Origin of the sequence: Bacillus sp. FSL M7-1020, assembly GCF_038050415.1 — a bacterium.
Lineage (GTDB): Bacteria > Bacillota > Bacilli > Bacillales > Bacillaceae_G > Bacillus_A > Bacillus_A toyonensis.
The window spans coordinates 3763642-3780886 of the sequence record NZ_JBBOTW010000001.1 but is presented as its reverse complement, the minus strand read 5'-3'; the positions used below and the strand labels follow the sequence as shown (position 1 = coordinate 3780886).

Genomic DNA, 17245 nt, shown 5'->3' with positions numbered 1-17245 from the left:
GGCATGCATATAAAGGAGATAAAAAATGCAGACAAAGTGGTTAAAATGGGAAGTTATAGCAGTTGTTGTTGCGGCAATAGTAATGATTGGTTTATTACTTATTAAGCCTATTGTTGGTCTCGCTGACAATGGTGACTTTGAACGTATTATGATTCAAATTGGATTGGCTTATCCAGATCCAAATGAAGCGAGGGTAGATAAATACTTTTCATTTATCCATCATTTATATGCTTATGTGAATCCAGCTGCAGGTGATTATGTTTCTTCGCAGTTGTTTCTCATGGTTCCAGCTTTATGGATTGGTAAAATATTACCAGGACCTTGGTTTGATATACGAGTTCTAGCGGTCGAATATATTATGATTTTTCTTCTAGCACTATATCTAATTGTCAAACTGAATAAAACGAATAATAAAATCGTGAATGGTTTTCTTGTAACGTTAACAATTGTTGTTTTTGCAGATATTGGATACATACTATATTTTAATTCTATGTATGGTGAAGCTGTAACGTATGTGTTTCTATTTTTAACAATTGCATTAGGAATACAACTTGCGCGTCAGAAACATCCGTCTATTTGGTTAGTTATTTTGTTTTATATATCAGCAATAATGCTAGCTTGTTCTAAAACGCAGTATACACCAGCAGGATTTATAGCAGCATTACTTACTATTAGACTATGGTTTATACGCAAGGATAAAGTATGGAGAAGTGTAATTGTATCAATGACGGCATTACTTTTAATTTTATCTTTCATTTGTTATAAAAGCTCACCTGCCTGGATTGATAAAATTAATATATATCAAACAGTATTTTATGGGGTTCTTAAAGATTCTCCAAACCCAGAACAAGATTTACGTGATCTTGGAGTTGATCCAGAACTTGCTGTAAATGCAGGAACTCATTTTTGGTCTAATGCAGCGATACCACAGGAAGACCCGAGATTGCACAAAGAATTATATAATAAAATAAAATTCCCTGATATCGCCAAATTTTATTTGACGCATCCACAAAGATTTTGGAGTAAACTAGAGGCAACAGCTGAATATGCTTGGACTATCCGACCGTCCGTTGATGGGGTTGCTTTTCTTGGTAATTATGAGAAAAAAGATAATCCAGTTCCCGCTACTCAAGTGGAGACATTTTCTTTATGGAGTCATGTGAAAGAGCAATATCATCCAAATGGATTCATATGGATTGTTCTTTTATACGTTTTATATGGACTAGGAATTTTGCTAGAATACAGAAGAGCTAAGACGCATAGTGAGCGGCTTATTCCTGACATATTTACAGCGGTAGCTATAATTGGCATGATTTCTTATGTGGTCCCATTTGTTGGAAGTGGAGAAGGGGATTTCGCTAAACATTTATTTTTATTTACAGTTTGCTTAGACGTAATGTTAGTAAGTGGGATTTGGTGGTTAGCGAAAGGTAGATTACAATAAAAGCTTAATTAATAGAGGATAATAGTCAGTGGAGATAGATAAAAAAAGCTGACTAAAATTCCACTGTATTTTATGATTATTTACGATACTAATCTTCATCGTTATGTAAGAAAAACTATTTGAAATACGAAACGAACTAGATTATTATTATTTAAGAGTCTATAATGGTGTATATTGGAAAGATTTTAGGAGGATGGACATGGAATTTTTGAGCGGAAAAGTAGTTACCGTGTTATTAGCATTGTTTTTTATCATTACAGTATATGTTAATATTAATACGGTATACTATGTAATCATTTCCTTTTTTGGATTTGGTAAAGCGAAACGTGATTATGAAATAATTGAAGATAAGACAAAGTTTTTAATATTAGTTGCAGCACATAATGAAGAGAAAGTAATTGGTTCAACTATTGATAATTTAAGAAAAATTCAATACCGAGATGATTTGTATGATATTTATGTTGTAAATGATAATAGTACGGATAGAACAGGTGCTATTTGTGAAGAAAAGGGAATGAAATATGTTAATACAAGTGAACAGCTATTTCCTCGTGAAGGCGTAGGGAAACCAGCAGGTTTACAATATGCGTTACGTCATTTAGGATTTGATAAACTGACTGAAAAATATGACTGTTTAATGATTTTAGATGCTGATAATCATGTCGATTCGAATGTTTTACAAGAGTTAAATTCACAGTACATTGCTAAAGATAAGCCAGAAGCGATTCAAATTTATTTAGATTCAAAAAACTCAGCGACTAATTTATCGCTTGGTTATGCTATGAGCTATTACTTAACAAATCGTTTCTTCCAGCTGGCAAAATATCGTCTGGGATTACCGAATGCTATTGGTGGAACTGGGTTCATTGTTAAAATGGAGTACTTAATGAAACATGGTGGTTTCCGTTTTGATTCGCTAACAGAGGATTTAGAATTAGAGATGGAAATTGTTAAAGATAATGGAAGAGTATTATGGAATCACTTTGTTCGAGTATACGATGAAAAACCAGATAACTTTAAAATTAGTATTAAACAACGTACGCGTTGGTCTCAAGGGCATTGGTATGTTGCATTTACAAACTTTAAACCTATGGTAAAAAAACTGTTTACTGAAAAAGGGAAAATAAGAATTATTGACCAGTTGTTTTATCTATTCGGAATGACTCGTGCAGTTCAAATGACAATAACCTTGATAGGTATTTTAATTGCTTTAGGATATGTTGTTGCGACGCAATCATATCAAGATATCCCTGCAATAGGGAAACGTTTAGTTGCGATGATTTTAGGTGCGAGTATTCTTTCTTTAATATTATTCCTGTATCAATTTGTTGTTTGTATGTATTATGCAGTTAAGGTAGATACAAATAGAAAGTATAAACTTATCCAAATGAGTTTTTCTATCTTTTATTACGCATATACGTTTGTTTATGCTCAAATTGTTGGTCTAATTAAATGGAAGCAACAACATACATGGGTGAAAACAGAGCATAATAAGACAACGATAAATCATAAAGTGGATAAATGATAAAGGTTTAATATATTTCCAATAGAGAAATGAAAGAGCGGTGCCATGAGGCAACGCTCTTTCATTTTTTTGTTCAAAGAATGCTTGTAAGAAAGCGATTAGTTGTGGGATCAGTAGGAGAATAAGACAAGATAACTTATCTGGTGGAAGTTTCACTGTATGGAAGATGTACTTGTGATAGTATATGTAGTAAGGATAAATTAAAAAGTCCTGCAAAACAGGACCATATTATTCTTCGTCTTTATTTTGTTTTTCTAATTCAACTAGCTTTTGAATTAAAATGTGTTGTGGCATATGCATGAGCTGTTCGAGCGGCACACCTAATGCTTTTGATAAGCGAACTGCAGTGTCTGGAGAAATTTGTAATGGTCTCATAGAAGTACCTCCTTTTTCGTATAGTATAGCATAAGATTGGGGGAGTGAGGATGACTCTTATATTTGCACATCGTGGTGCAGCGGGAACGTATCCGGAAAATACAATGGTTTCATTTGAAGCGGCGGAGGCTTTTAGAGCGGACGGAATTGAGCTTGATGTTCAACTAACGAAAGATGGAAAGGTTGTCGTCATTCATGATGAAACAGTGGATCGGACAACAAATGGAAAAGGTGCGGTTCGAAATTATTTATATGAGGATTTATGTAAGTTGGATGCGAGTTATAAATTCGGTGATAAAGTAGGTTTTTGTAAAATACCTCTTCTAGAAGAAGTATTAGAATGGCTCGCCAAAACGAAATTGCTACTCAATATTGAATTTAAAAATAATAAAATCCCATACAGAGGTTTAGAAGAAGAGATTATAACACTTGTACGTAAGTTTAGTCTAGAAGATCGTGTTGTATTTTCTTCGTTTAATCACTACAGTATGAAAAAATGTCATATGATGGCTCCGGATATTCAAACAGCTATTTTATATCGTGAAGGTTTGCATAGTCCGTGGGCATATGCAAAAAAAATGGGCGCAACAGCAGTACATCCTAATTATCGTTACCTTCAAGATGCCATAGCTATACTAACAATGGAAAGTGGTGTAGAGGTTCGCCCCTATACAATAAATGAAGAAACTCTTATGCGTAAATATTTTGATATGAATATTTCGGCGATTATTACCGATTATCCTGAAACAGCAAGAACTTTATTGCCGATAAAAAAATGAGACCTAATATAAAGGTCTCATTTTTTATTTATCAAGCTCTTTGTTGTAGGACTCATCATCAGTTAGAAATGGACAAAACCCTAGTGATTAAAGTTTTACTTTATCTTCTAAAGCGAGCTTGAACTTTATTGCGTTTACGGTCTCGGTGTAAGACGAAGCCACCAAAGATGTAAAACCCGAGTGCGAAGCAGAGAGCGCCAATAAAAAACTGTAACCATAGTATAGAAATTGGGGGGAATAAAATCCCAAACACAGTATCTCTCATTAACTTAATGCCGAATACAGCTAATGAAATAGGGATGAGTGCTAATAGTAGAGCAAGGTAACGCTGCATACATAACGCTCCTTTTCGGATTATTTAGTATATTCCAATGATGTTATATGAGAAGGGGGTTTGTCAAGAGGGGGCTGAGCGAGTAAGATAAAGGTGTGAAAAATTTTGCAGAGATACTTCGAGAGGAAGTGTAATGTATGAAACAAAAGGTTTTAATTGTTGGTGCAGGTGAAGGTGGAAGTACACTGCTGAATCTGTTACAAAGTTCGAATATATTTCAAATTATAGGAGTTATTGATATAAATCCGACTGCGCAAGGATTACAAATTGCTAAGGAAAATGGGATTGTGATTGGAGAGAGCGTAACTCCGTTTCTTTCTATGCATATCGATGTCATATTTGATATGACAGGTGACGATGGTTTACATAAAGTTTTACTAGAGAAAAAGCATAAAGATACTCTTCTCATTCCAGGTGATATTGCGAAAATTGTTACAAAATTAGCGCATGAGAAGGAAGGTTTAATTGGACAGTTAGAGGAACAGACGCAACAAGGAGAATTAATTTTAAATTCTACACATGACGGTATGATTGTAATTGATAAAGAGGGACAAGTCCGTCTTTTTAATAAAAGTGCAGAGCGTATTATCGGATATAAAAAAGAAGACGCGATAGGGAAATATATTTTAGAAGTTATTCCAACTAGTAAGCTGCTTCGCATTATACGTACGAAACAAATAGAAGTAAATTATGAACTGACGTTAGAAAATGAAAAGAAAATTATTACAACACGTATTCCAATATTAAAAGAAGGAGGAGAGGTTCAAGGGGCATTTGCGATTTTTAAAGATATTACAGAAGTTGTAGATTTAGCGGAAGAAGTTACAGATTTAAAAGAAATTCAAACGTTACTCGAGGCAATTATCAACTCATCTGAAGAAGCAATTTCGGTTGTCGATGAGAAAGGAAGAGGATTAGTTATAAACCCTGCTTATACGAAGTTAACGGGTTTAACAGAAGAAGATATTCTTGGACAACCGGCTACAACTGATATTGTAGAAGGTGAAAGTATGCATATGAAAGTACTTCGAACGCGTAGGGCGGTACGCGGAATACATATGAAGATTGGGCAAAAGAAGCGCGATGTAATTGTAAACGTAGCACCCGTTATTGTTGATGGGATATTAAAAGGAAGCGTCGGTGTAATTCGTGACGTATCAGAAATTCAAAAGTTAACAAATGAGTTGAATAGAGCGAGACAGATTATTCGTACATTAGAAGCAAAATATTCATTTGATGATATTGTCGGAAATTCAGATGAAACAACTGCAGCTATCGAGCAGGCGAAACTTGGGGCGAATACACCGGCAACAGTATTGTTACGCGGAGAATCTGGGACGGGTAAAGAATTATTTGCACATGCGATCCATAATGGAAGTAATCGAAAATATAATAAGTTCGTCCGTGTAAACTGTGCGGCGATTTCGGAGACGTTGTTAGAAAGTGAATTATTCGGTTATGAGGAGGGTGCGTTTTCTGGAGCGAAAAGAGGGGGGAAACGCGGATTCTTTGAGGAAGCGAATAACGGTAGTATCTTTTTAGATGAAATAGGTGAGTTGTCTGCAAATACGCAAGCGAAACTCCTTCGCGTGTTGCAAGAAAAAGAAATTGTAAAAGTTGGTGGAACGAAAGCGATACCTATTAATGTTCGGGTAATTGCAGCGACACATGTGAATTTAGAAAAGGCTATTCTAGAAGGAGAGTTTAGAGAGGATTTATATTATCGATTAAATAAAATTCCAATTCAAATTCCGTCTCTTCGTCAGCGAAAAGGAGATATACCGGCAATTGCTGAACGATTGATACAAAAAATAAACCAAGATTATGGTCGGAATGTAGAGGGGCTCACTGATTCGGCTATTTCCTATCTACAATCATATGAATGGCCAGGGAATGTAAGGGAACTTGAAAATATTTTAGGACGAGCGATTATCTTTATGAATTATAACGAGATATATATTGATGTACAGCATTTACCCCCTTTGCATAAAGAAGAGCAGGCGGAGTTAGCTCAAAATAACTTATTACCTGAATTAGAAGAAAAGCCACTTGAACATTTAGTGACAGAGTTTGAAGGGAATATTATTCGTGGATATCTAGAGAAATTTGATGGGAATAAAACGAAAACTGCAAAAGCATTAGGAATTTCAGTTCGAAATCTATATTACAAGCTAGAAAAGTGTGAGTGTGCAAAAAATAGCATGCAATAAATTGCGTACCGTGCAATTTATTGCATGGTATATAAAAAGCGACAAAATAAGACAGAATGTTTCGTTATTTTGCAAAGTATTGATTTTACTGCATTTTGAATGCGTTTTCATTATTGGTAAGACCACTTTAAAAAGTTGGCACGGTATTTGCTTTATAAATAAACGAGGGACGACGGAAAGGGTTGATTACAAAATATGAAGTTAGAACACTTAATTGATCAAGCAGCAGGACAGCCTAAAAAAACTGTAGCTGTAGCAGTAGCTGAAGATCATGAAGTAATTGAAGCTGTAGCGAAAGCGATTAAATTACAGCTAGCTCAATTTCGTCTATATGGAAATCAAGAAAAAATAATGGGGATGCTACAAGAACATGGTTTACAAACTTCAGACCACATTGAAGTGATTGCAGCAGCGTCAAGTGCTGAGGCTGCAGAGCTTTCTGTTAAATCTGTGAGAAACGGTGAAGCAGATGTGCTTATGAAGGGCAACATCCCAACAGCGAATATTTTAAAGGCTGTGTTAAATAAAGAGTGGGGGTTACGTAAAGGTAGCGTGCTTTCACATGTAGCAGCATTTGAAGTTCCAAATTACGATCGTCTTATTTTCGTTACAGATGCAGCGATGAACATCGCACCTGATGTAACACAAAAAACTGCTATTATACAAAATACTGTAGAAGTTGCCCGGGCAATAGGAATCGAGTTGCCAAAAGTGGCACCAATCGCAGCAGTAGAGGTTGTGAATCCAGCGATGCAGGCGACAATTGATGCAGCGATGTTAACACAAATGAATCGCCGCGGACAAATTAAAAATTGTATCGTTGATGGACCACTTGCTTTAGATAATGCAGTATCACAAATCGCAGCAGAGCATAAAGGCATAGTAAGTGATGTAGCAGGTAAGGCAGACATTTTACTCGTCCCAACGATTGAAGCTGGAAATGTGCTCTATAAATCACTCGTTTACTTTGCAGATGCAAAAGTAGGAGCGATGATTGCTGGCGCAAAAGCACCGATAGTTTTAACATCTCGTGCTGATTCAGCAGAAACAAAAGTATATTCATTAGCATTGGCAGTTACGACTGCTTCAAAATAAACCAAAAAGGGTAAAACATTAGGGGGAAACGACAATGACATTAGAAATCTTCGAATACTTAGAAAAATATGATTATGAGCAAGTAGTATTTTGTCAAGATAAAGAATCAGGTTTAAAAGCAATTATTGCAATTCATGATACAACACTTGGACCGGCTCTTGGTGGAACAAGAATGTGGACATATGATTCTGAAGAAGCGGCGATTGAAGATGCATTGCGTCTTGCAAAAGGGATGACATACAAAAACGCAGCAGCTGGTTTAAACCTAGGTGGAGCGAAAACAGTAATTATCGGTGACCCACGTAAAGATAAGAGTGAAGCGATGTTCCGTGCATTAGGACGCTATATTCAAGGATTAAACGGACGTTACATTACAGCTGAAGATGTTGGTACTACAGTAGATGATATGGATATTATCCATGAAGAAACTGACTTTGTAACAGGTATTTCACCTTCATTCGGTTCTTCTGGAAACCCATCTCCAGTAACTGCATATGGTGTATACCGTGGTATGAAAGCAGCTGCGAAAGAAGCGTTCGGTACAGATAATCTAGAAGGAAAAGTAATTTCTGTTCAAGGTGTTGGTAACGTAGCATATCATCTATGCAAACATTTACACGCTGAAGGAGCAAAATTAATTGTTACAGATATTAATAAAGAAGCTGTACAACGTGCAGTAGAAGAATTCGGTGCAACAGCAGTTGAGCCAAATGAAATTTACGGTGTTGAATGTGATATTTACGCACCATGTGCATTAGGCGCAACAGTTAATGATGAAACTATTCCACAACTTAAAGCAAAAGTAATCGCGGGTTCTGCAAATAACCAATTAAAAGAAGATCGTCACGGCGACATCATTCATGAAATGGGTATTGTATACGCACCAGACTATGTAATTAATGCAGGTGGCGTAATTAACGTAGCAGACGAATTATATGGATATAATAGAGAACGTGCGCTAAAACGTGTTGAGTCAATTTATGACACAATTGCAAAAGTAATCGAAATTTCAAAACGCGATGGCATAGCAACTTATGTAGCAGCAGATCGTTTAGCTGAAGAGCGCATTGCAAGCTTGAAAAACTCTCGTAGCACATACTTACGCAACGGTCACGACATTATTAGCCGTCGCTAATCATTCATATATAACTTTTACAAAAGGTGTGGTTACCTCTTATGAGGTTTCCACGTCCTTTTGAATTTATTAGTGGAGGTAGCAACATTGTCCTTAAATCGAATTCTTGTTATTAACCCGGGTAGTACATCCACAAAAATTGGTGTTTTTGATAATGAAAGACCTGTTTTAGAAGAAACAATTCGTCATGATGAAGAAAAGATTGGGAAATATAAACGAATTATCGACCAATATGAGTTTCGAAAAGAAACAATATTAGAAGTTTTACATTCTCACGGTATTAACATTTCAAAATTGAACGCTGTTTGTGGGCGTGGTGGATTACTTCGTCCAATAGAAGGCGGAACATACACAGTAAACGATGCAATGTTAGAAGATTTGAAAAATGGATTTAGCGGTCATCACGCTTCGAATCTTGGAGGCATTTTAGCATATGAAATCGCTTCTGGATTAAATATTCCAGCATTCATTGTGGATCCTGTCGTTGTAGATGAAATGGAACCGATTGCTCGTATAAGCGGTATTGCTGGTATGGAACGTAAAAGTATTTTCCATGCATTAAACCAAAAAGCAGTTGCTCGTAAAGTGGCTGTAGAATTAAACCACAAATACGAGGATTTAAATTTATTAGTTACACATATGGGCGGCGGTATTACAGTTGGTGCTCATAAAAAAGGAAAAGTTATCGATGTTAATAATGGCTTAAACGGAGAAGGACCATTTAGTCCAGAGCGTGCTGGTACAGTACCAGTAGGACAATTAGTTGAGATGTGTTTCTCTGGTGAGTATTACCGAGACGAAATGGTTAAAAAACTTGTCGGACAAGGTGGACTTGTAAGTCTTATCGGTACAAATGATGCAATTAAAGTAGAACAAATGGTTGAAAAAGGCGATCCTGAAGCAACTCTTATTTATAAAGCAATGGCATATCAAGTTGCGAAAGAGATTGGCGGAGCTAGTGCTGTACTTCACGGAAAAATCGATGCAATCGTATTAACTGGTGGACTTGCATACAGTAAAATACTTGTTGATGAAATAAAAGAACGAGTGGATTGGATTGCAGATGTTATCGTACATCCAGGGGAAGATGAGTTAGAAGCGTTAGCAGAAGGAGCACTTCGTGTATTACGTGAAGAAGAAGCGCCGAAAGAGTATGTGGTAAGAGAAAAACAAACAGTAGCTAGGGGTTGAGATAATGGCAAGAGAATATGATTTAGTCATCGTTGGCGGCGGTACAGGTGGATATGTTGCTGCAATTCGCGCATCACAACTAGGATTAAAAACAGCACTTGTTGAAAAAGAAAATCTTGGTGGTACTTGTTTGCATAAAGGATGTATTCCTAGTAAAGCTCTTTTACGTAGTGCGGAAGTATACGCAACTGCTAAAAAAAGCGAAGAGTTCGGAGTTATTGCAAGTAATGTAGAACTAAACTTTGCAAAAGTACAAGAGCGTAAAGAGAAGATTGTAACGCAGCTTCATAAAGGTGTTCAACATTTAATGAAACAAGGTAAAATTGATGTGTTTGAAGGTATTGGTCGTATTCTTGGCCCGTCTATTTTTTCTCCGATGCCAGGGACAATTTCAGTTGAACTTGCAAGTGGAGAAGAGAATGAAATGTTAATTCCAAAAAATGTACTTGTTGCAACGGGTTCTCGTCCAAATTCATTACCAGGTTTAGAGTTAGACGGAGAGTATGTAATGTCTTCAGATCATGCCCTAAAAATGGAAACGCTTCCTAGTTCGATCATTATCGTTGGTGGCGGTGTAATTGGTATTGAGTGGGCATCTATGCTTGCTGACTTCGGTGTAGAAGTTACAGTGTTAGAGTATGCGAAAACGATTTTACCACTAGAAGATCAGGACGTTTCAAAAGAAATGCAACGTCTGTTCAAGAAAAAAGGTATTAAAGTGGTGACTGGTGCAAAAGTATTACCAGAAACATTGGTAAAAGATAATGGAGTAACAATTCAAGCTGAACATAACGGTGAGAATAAAGAATTTAAAGCAGAAAAAATGCTTGTATCTGTAGGAAGACAAGCCAATACGCAAAATATTGGTTTAGAGAATACGGATATCGTTGTGGAAAAAGGATACATTCAAACAAATGAGTTTTATCAAACGAAAGAATCTCATATTTACGCAATTGGAGATGTAATCGGTGGCTTACAACTTGCTCACGTTGCTTCTCACGAAGGAATTGTTGCAGTAGAACATATTGCAGGGAAAGAAGTTACGCCAATTGATTACTCTATGGTATCAAAATGCGTATATAGCAGTCCAGAAGTTGCTTCTGTCGGTTTAACAGAACAAGAAGCGAAAGAAAAAGGCTATAAGTTAAAAGTAGGTAAGTTCTCATTCCGCGCAATCGGAAAAGCGCTTGTATACGGAGAATCTGATGGTTTTGTAAAGCTTGTAGTTGATGAAGAAACAAATGACATTCTTGGTGTTCATATGATTGGACCACACGTAACAGATATGATTTCTGAAGCTGGTCTTGCAAGAGTACTTGATGCAACACCTTGGGAAGTAGCACATACAATTCATCCGCATCCATCATTATCTGAGGCGATTGGTGAAGCAGCACTTGCTGTAGATGGAAGAGCGTTACACGCATAAAAATGTGGATTTAGGAGGTTATGAAAAATGGCAGAAGTAAAAGAAAAGCGCCATGAAGAGCTTGGCTTAAGTGATGAGCAAGTATTAGAAATGTTCCGTACGATGTTACTTGCACGTAAAATTGACGAACGTATGTGGTTATTAAACCGTGCAGGTAAAATTCCATTCGTAATTTCTTGTCAAGGACAAGAGGCTGCACAAGTTGGAGCAGCGTTCGCTCTTGATAGAGAGAAAGATTATGCATTACCATACTACCGTGATATGGGTGTTGTACTAGCGTTTGGTATGACAGCTAAAGAGCTTATGTTGTCAGCTTTCGCGAAAGCTGGAGATCCAAACTCTGGTGGTCGTCAAATGCCTGGTCACTTCGGTCAAAAGAAAAATCGTATTGTGACAGGTTCATCTCCAGTAACAACACAAGTACCACATGCAGTTGGTATTGCGTTAGCTGGAAAAATGGAGAAGAAAGATTTAGTAACGTTCGTTACATTTGGAGAAGGTTCTTCAAACCAAGGTGACTTCCATGAAGGGGCAAACTTTGCTGGTGTACACAAACTACCTGTTATTTTCATGTGTGAAAATAACAAATATGCAATCTCTATTCCGGTTGAAAAACAATTAGCATGTAAAAACGTATCAGATCGTGCAATTGGTTACGGTATGCCTGGATATACAATAGACGGAAACGATCCGCTTGCAGTATATAAAGCTGTAAAAGAAGCAGCAGACCGCGGTCGACGTGGTGAAGGTCCAACTTTAATTGAAACAGTATCATATCGTTTAACAGCACATTCTAGTGACGATGATGATCGTGTTTATCGTGATAAAGAAGAAGTAGAAGAAGCAAAGAAAAAAGATTCAATTATAACATTTGCAGCTTATTTAAAAGAAGCTGGCGTGTTAACTGAGGAATTTGAAAAACAAATGTTAGACGAAATTATGCATATCGTAAATGAAGCAACAGAATATGCAGAAAATGCTCCGTATGCAGCACCTGAAGATGCATTGAAGCACGTATACGCAGAATAGGGGGGAACGTTTCATGGCTGTAATGTCTTATATTGATGCTATTACATTAGCAATGCGCGAAGAAATGGAACGCGATGAGAAAGTATTCGTTTTAGGAGAAGATGTTGGTAAAAAAGGTGGCGTGTTTAAAGCGACACACGGTTTATACGATCAATTTGGTGAAGATCGTGCACTTGATGCACCGCTTGCAGAATCTGCAATTGCTGGGGTAGCAATTGGTGCGGCAATGTATGGTATGCGCCCAATCGCTGAAATGCAGTTTGCTGATTTCATCATGCCAGCAGTAAACCAAATTGTTTCTGAGGCAGCAAAAATTCGTTATCGTTCTAACAATGATTGGACTTGTCCAGTTACAATTCGTGCGCCATTTGGCGGGGGGGTTCACGGTGCATTGTATCATTCACAATCTGTAGAAGCGATGTTTGCAAACCAACCAGGTTTAAAAATTGTTATCCCTTCTACACCATATGATGCAAAAGGCTTATTAAAAGCTGCAATTCGTGATGAAGATCCGGTACTATTCTTTGAGCATAAGCGTGCCTATCGCTTAATTAAAGGTGAAGTGCCAGAAGATGACTACGTATTACCAATCGGAAAAGCAGATGTAAAACGTGAAGGTGATGATATTACTGTTATCACTTACGGATTATGTGTTCACTTTGCTCTTCAAGCAGCTGAGAAGTTAGCGCAAGATGGCATTTCTGCACACATTCTTGATTTACGTACTGTGTATCCATTAGATAAAGAAGCAATCATAGAAGCTGCTTCTAAAACAGGTAAAGTTCTTCTTGTAACAGAAGATAATAAAGAAGGAAGCATTATGAGTGAAGTGGCGGCAATTATCGCTGAAAATTGTCTGTTTGATTTAGATGCACCAGTTGCACGTCTTGCAGGCCCAGATGTTCCAGCAATGCCATATGCACCAACAATGGAAAAATTCTTTATGGTAAATCCAGATAAAGTTGAAAAAGCAATGCGTGAACTTGCGGAATTTTAATCGGGGGGACTATACATGGCTGTAGAAAATATTACAATGCCTCAGCTCGGGGAGAGCGTTACAGAGGGCACAATTAGTAAATGGCTCGTTAATGTTGGCGATCACGTAAATAAGTATGATCCGCTTGCAGAAGTAATGACTGACAAAGTAAATGCAGAAGTACCATCTTCTTTCACTGGTATTGTGAAAGAGTTAATCGCTGGTGAAGGTGATACGTTAGCTGTAGGTGAAGTAGTTTGTGTCATTCAAGTAGAAGGCGCGGATGAAGTAGCAGCAACAGCTGTAGAAGAAAAAACAAAAGAAGAACCAAAGGCAGAAGTAACTACGCCTGAAAAAGCGCCGAAAGTAAAACAACCAACTGATGGAAAACCACGTTTTTCACCAGCGGTATTAAAACTTGCGGGCGAGCATAACGTTGATTTAGATTTAGTAGAAGGTACGGGAGCAAATGGTCGTATCACTCGTAAAGATATTTTAAAACTAGTGGAATCTGGAAACATTCCGCAAGTAGGTGCGAAAAAAGAGGAAGCTGTAGCAGTAGTAGAAGCGCGCCCAGAAGCATCAAAAGCAGCGCCAGTAGCGCAAAAAGTAGAAGCTGCGAAACCAGTTTCTGTACCGACAATGCCTGGCGATATCGAAATTCCAGTAACAGGTGTGCGTAAAGCAATTGCAGCGAATATGTTACGTAGTAAACATGAGGCGCCACACGCTTGGATGATGATTGAAGTAGATGTGACAAACCTTGTGTCATACCGTAATTCAATTAAAGGTGACTTTAAGAAGCGCGAAGGCTTTAACTTAACGTTCTTTGCTTTCTTCGTAAAAGCAGTAGCACAAGCGTTAAAAGAGTATCCTCAAATCAATTCTATGTGGGCTGGCGATAAAATCGTTCAGAAGAAAGATATTAACCTTTCTATCGCTGTTGCAACAGAGGAAGAACTATTTGTACCAGTAATTAAACACGCGGATGAGAAGACGATTAAAGGTATCGCTCGTGAAATTACAGAGCTTGCAGGAAAAGTACGTACGAAATCGTTAAAAGCGGACGAAATGCAAGGTGGAACATTTACAATTAATAACACAGGATCATTTGGTTCTGTTCAATCTATGGGTATTATTAATTACCCTCAAGCGGCTATTTTACAAGTTGAATCAATTGTAAAACGCCCAGTAATTATGGATAACGGTATGTTCGGTGCTCGTGACATGGTTAACTTATGTTTATCACTTGATCACCGTGTACTAGATGGCTTAATTTGTGGTAAGTTCTTAGGACGTGTAAAAGAAATTTTAGAAAATACGTCAGAAAATAATACATCTGTATATTAATAAAAAGCTCGCTTATGCGAGCTTTTTATCATCTTATTTCTTCATCTACAACCTACTATATGTATAATATCTTTCCCAGTAATCTTACAATGAACGATTATGTATTAGGAATTTATGAAAATACATTGCTGATATATGGTATATGGATATAAAATAAGAAAAGAATAATTTTTTTGGCAAATCTTACTGACGAAACTGTAGTATAATATATTGTATTGTATGAAAAAGAGAGTTATTCTATATAAGTGTTTTATAGATAATGTGTAATCAGTCGTCAAAACATGAAGAATGTTGACTCCTGGTTTTTTATTTTGCTGTAACAATGTTTCAGGAGGATGTCATGAAAAGAAGTACCGAGTTTCTAAAAAGTTTAGATGTAAAATTAATTTTAATTTTGTGTGCACTATGTGTTACGAGTATAGCTGCTATATATAGCAGTCAGCAAACTGGCCAATATGGAGAGGCAAACTTTGCGATGAAACAGGGTTTGAACTACATAATTGGGGTTGTATTGTTATTGCTTGTTGCAAGCATTGACCTAGATCAATTACAAAAATTGTCTTGGCCACTTTATATCGTTGGATTTGCTTCACTTATTCTTTTGAAAATACTACCAGTTTCCACTTTCACACCTGAAAAATTAGGTGCAAAAAGATGGTTTGTATTTCCGCTAGTTGGACAAATTCAGCCGTCTGAGTTTTTCAAAATTTCATTGCTTCTCGTAGTAGCAAGTATAGCAGTGAAACATAATGCACAGTATATGGCAAGGACATTCCAAACGGACTTAAAATTAGTAGGTAAAATCGTGCTAGTATCCCTCCCGCCTATGGCTGTTGTATATAGCCAACCGGATACAGGGATGGTGTTCTTATATGCTGCTGCCATTGCATGTATTTTATTTATGTCAGGTATTCAGAAGAAATTGATAGCGTTATGTACAGTTATTCCAGTCACCATATTAACTACGTTAATATTTATTTACGTAAGGTATGAGGATTTCTTCTTTAATAAGTTAGTTACTTTACTAAAACCTCACCAACAATCACGTATTTTAGGTTGGTTAGATCCATTTGAACATACAGATCAAGGTTATCAAACGCAGCAATCGATTTTAGCTGTAGGTAGTGGCGGTATGGAAGGGAAAGGATTTCGCGAAGGGAACGTCTATATCCCTGAGAAGCATACTGACTTTATTTTCGCTACAATTGCCGAAGAAGGTGGATTTATCGTAGCAGCGTTAGTTGTGTTCTTGTTCCTATTACTACTATATAGAACAATTATTATTGGTTATTCTGCTGATAATTTATTCGGTACATTATTATGTGCTGGATCAATTGGGATATTAACGGTTCAAATATTCCAAAACATCGGTATGATCGTTGGATTAATGCCTGTAAAAGGGATTGCATTGCCTTTCTTATCGTATGGGGGAAGTTCCTTGTTCTCGAATATGATTATGATGGGTCTCATATTATCGGTACGGAAAACGTATAAAAAATATATGTTTTCAGTTAAGTAAAAAAGCTAGTTCGTGTAAAAACGAACTAGCTTTTTTACATATATGCTCTTAAACGTTGCAAACTAAAACAGACTAGCAGTTTGAGATGGGGTGCGAATGATGCATATGCATATTTTTGAAGGGGCACGGCACCTTTCAAATATGGAATGGGTTGTACGGGCTATAATAGCATACGTATTTTTAATATTAGTTACGAAAGCGATGGGGCAAAGATCTATCGCACAACTTCGTTTTTTAGATGTTGTATTAGTGCTATTGCTTGGTGGGAATATTTCTAACGCATTGTCTGATGAAAAAGTAGGGTTACTCGGTTCGATGATTACAACGTTCATACTCGTTGTACTTCATATTATAAGCTCAGTTTTAATGCTGAAATGGGATAGATGGAGACGTTTTTTAGAGCCAGCACCTATCATTCTTATACACAATGGTTCCATTGATTTTAGCAATTTGAAAAAAGCGAGAATTACCGTGGAATATTTATTTTCGGAACTTCGTATGCGAAATGTGAGCGATATTCAAACAATCAAATTAGCATTATGGGAAGCGAACGGTGTCGTTTCTATATTTAGATATCCAGAATATGAAGCAGTTTCGCGACTTGATCTTAAAGTGGCGGGAAAAAAATCTCCAGTTTCTTTTGTATTAGTAAAGGATGGGAGGATTCAGAAAGATGTTCTTGCTTTATTAGGAAAAACAGAAGCGTGGGCGAGAGAATTTCTAGAGGAGAGTACAGAAGTCGAATCTATTATGTTAGCTACAGTAGATGAAGCACATAAAATAAATATTTTGTTAAAAAAATGAAAAATATACGCATTTTGTCGTTTCATACATATGATACAATAGTGTGGACAACG

Annotated in this window: 15 protein-coding genes; 13 read left to right on the top strand and 2 right to left on the bottom strand. The window is 36.9% G+C overall.

Annotated elements, in window-relative coordinates; translation table 11 throughout:
- Positions 1–25: 25 nt before the first annotated feature.
- Positions 26–1444 (top strand): glycan biosynthesis hexose transferase WsfD, encoded by a 1419-nt coding sequence (wsfD, locus tag MHB70_RS19190; protein WP_001193753.1) that lies wholly within the window; start codon positions 26–28, stop codon positions 1442–1444.
- A gap of 199 nt (positions 1445–1643) precedes the next feature.
- Complete coding sequence (locus tag MHB70_RS19185) at positions 1644–2969, top strand: glycosyltransferase family 2 protein (RefSeq protein ID WP_000395075.1); 1326 nt, start codon at positions 1644–1646, stop codon at positions 2967–2969.
- A 228-nt stretch (positions 2970–3197) separates the two neighbouring features.
- Here the strand turns inward: MHB70_RS19185 and MHB70_RS19180 are convergent, their stop codons facing one another.
- Entirely contained in the window at positions 3198–3344 is a 147-nt protein-coding gene (locus tag MHB70_RS19180) for a YycC family protein (RefSeq protein WP_001247671.1), read from the bottom strand.
- A 50-nt stretch (positions 3345–3394) separates the two neighbouring features.
- On the opposite strand from MHB70_RS19180, the gene MHB70_RS19175 reads away from it, so the two are divergent.
- Positions 3395–4123 carry a glycerophosphodiester phosphodiesterase gene (locus MHB70_RS19175; protein ID WP_000172596.1) on the top strand — a complete coding sequence of 243 codons (729 nt, stop codon included), beginning with the start codon at positions 3395–3397 and terminating at the stop codon, positions 4121–4123.
- 100 nt (positions 4124–4223) lie between these two features.
- Here the strand turns inward: MHB70_RS19175 and MHB70_RS19170 are convergent, their stop codons facing one another.
- Entirely contained in the window at positions 4224–4457 is a 234-nt protein-coding gene (locus tag MHB70_RS19170) for a DUF2627 domain-containing protein (protein WP_001190186.1), read from the bottom strand.
- Between the two features lie 137 nt (positions 4458–4594).
- On the opposite strand from MHB70_RS19170, the gene MHB70_RS19165 reads away from it, so the two are divergent.
- From MHB70_RS19165 to MHB70_RS19120, 10 genes are all read left to right on the top strand, one after another.
- A complete protein-coding gene (locus MHB70_RS19165) occupies positions 4595–6667 on the top strand; it encodes a sigma-54 interaction domain-containing protein (protein ID WP_000811003.1) in 2073 nt (690 codons plus the stop codon).
- Positions 6668–6862: 195 nt separating this feature from the next.
- Positions 6863–7762: a phosphate butyryltransferase gene (gene yqiS / locus MHB70_RS19160; RefSeq protein WP_000763063.1), complete on the top strand. Its 900-nt coding sequence runs from the start codon at positions 6863–6865 to the stop codon at positions 7760–7762.
- 34 nt (positions 7763–7796) lie between these two features.
- Positions 7797–8897, top strand: coding sequence for a leucine dehydrogenase (locus MHB70_RS19155; protein ID WP_000171363.1), 1101 nt, complete (start codon positions 7797–7799; stop codon positions 8895–8897).
- An 87-nt stretch (positions 8898–8984) separates the two neighbouring features.
- The gene (gene buk, locus MHB70_RS19150) at positions 8985–10088 is read left to right on the top strand and encodes a butyrate kinase (protein WP_000056190.1); all 1104 of its coding nucleotides are present in this window, start codon (positions 8985–8987) and stop codon (positions 10086–10088) included.
- 4 nt (positions 10089–10092) lie between these two features.
- Positions 10093–11514 carry a dihydrolipoyl dehydrogenase gene (gene lpdA, locus MHB70_RS19145; RefSeq protein ID WP_000090439.1) on the top strand — a complete coding sequence of 474 codons (1422 nt, stop codon included), beginning with the start codon at positions 10093–10095 and terminating at the stop codon, positions 11512–11514.
- Between the two features lie 27 nt (positions 11515–11541).
- Entirely contained in the window at positions 11542–12543 is a 1002-nt protein-coding gene (bfmBAA, locus tag MHB70_RS19140; RefSeq protein WP_000852549.1) for a 3-methyl-2-oxobutanoate dehydrogenase subunit alpha, read from the top strand.
- Between the two features lie 13 nt (positions 12544–12556).
- Positions 12557–13540 carry a 3-methyl-2-oxobutanoate dehydrogenase subunit beta gene (bfmBAB, locus tag MHB70_RS19135; protein ID WP_000290072.1) on the top strand — a complete coding sequence of 328 codons (984 nt, stop codon included), beginning with the start codon at positions 12557–12559 and terminating at the stop codon, positions 13538–13540.
- 15 nt (positions 13541–13555) lie between these two features.
- Positions 13556–14869 (top strand): dihydrolipoamide acetyltransferase family protein, encoded by a 1314-nt coding sequence (locus tag MHB70_RS19130; protein ID WP_000257669.1) that lies wholly within the window; start codon positions 13556–13558, stop codon positions 14867–14869.
- A gap of 340 nt (positions 14870–15209) precedes the next feature.
- Positions 15210–16388, top strand: coding sequence for an FtsW/RodA/SpoVE family cell cycle protein (locus tag MHB70_RS19125; RefSeq protein WP_000831188.1), 1179 nt, complete (start codon positions 15210–15212; stop codon positions 16386–16388).
- Between the two features lie 99 nt (positions 16389–16487).
- Positions 16488–17192, top strand: a complete 705-nt coding sequence (locus tag MHB70_RS19120) for a DUF421 domain-containing protein (protein ID WP_000550952.1) — start codon at positions 16488–16490, stop codon at positions 17190–17192.
- Positions 17193–17245 lie beyond the last annotated feature (53 nt).

What these genes read in the sequence shown, in the direction of transcription:
- MHB70_RS19175 (WP_000172596.1), top strand. Translation starts at nt 3,395, where the DNA reads ATGACTCTTATATTTGCACATCGTGGTGCAGCGGGAACGTATCCGGAA.
- MHB70_RS19155 (WP_000171363.1), top strand. Translation starts at nt 7,797, where the DNA reads ATGACATTAGAAATCTTCGAATACTTAGAAAAATATGATTATGAGCAA.
- wsfD (WP_001193753.1), top strand. Translation starts at nt 26, where the DNA reads ATGCAGACAAAGTGGTTAAAATGGGAAGTTATAGCAGTTGTTGTTGCG.
- MHB70_RS19185 (WP_000395075.1), top strand. Translation starts at nt 1,644, where the DNA reads ATGGAATTTTTGAGCGGAAAAGTAGTTACCGTGTTATTAGCATTGTTT.
- MHB70_RS19170 (WP_001190186.1), bottom strand. Translation starts at nt 4,457, where the DNA reads ATGCAGCGTTACCTTGCTCTACTATTAGCACTCATCCCTATTTCATTA.
- bfmBAB (WP_000290072.1), top strand. Translation starts at nt 12,557, where the DNA reads ATGGCTGTAATGTCTTATATTGATGCTATTACATTAGCAATGCGCGAA.
- MHB70_RS19130 (WP_000257669.1), top strand. Translation starts at nt 13,556, where the DNA reads ATGGCTGTAGAAAATATTACAATGCCTCAGCTCGGGGAGAGCGTTACA.
- MHB70_RS19120 (WP_000550952.1), top strand. Translation starts at nt 16,488, where the DNA reads ATGCATATGCATATTTTTGAAGGGGCACGGCACCTTTCAAATATGGAA.
- MHB70_RS19165 (WP_000811003.1), top strand. Translation starts at nt 4,595, where the DNA reads ATGAAACAAAAGGTTTTAATTGTTGGTGCAGGTGAAGGTGGAAGTACA.
- lpdA (WP_000090439.1), top strand. Translation starts at nt 10,093, where the DNA reads ATGGCAAGAGAATATGATTTAGTCATCGTTGGCGGCGGTACAGGTGGA.
- MHB70_RS19125 (WP_000831188.1), top strand. Translation starts at nt 15,210, where the DNA reads ATGAAAAGAAGTACCGAGTTTCTAAAAAGTTTAGATGTAAAATTAATT.
- bfmBAA (WP_000852549.1), top strand. Translation starts at nt 11,542, where the DNA reads ATGGCAGAAGTAAAAGAAAAGCGCCATGAAGAGCTTGGCTTAAGTGAT.
- MHB70_RS19180 (WP_001247671.1), bottom strand. Translation starts at nt 3,344, where the DNA reads ATGAGACCATTACAAATTTCTCCAGACACTGCAGTTCGCTTATCAAAA.
- yqiS (WP_000763063.1), top strand. Translation starts at nt 6,863, where the DNA reads ATGAAGTTAGAACACTTAATTGATCAAGCAGCAGGACAGCCTAAAAAA.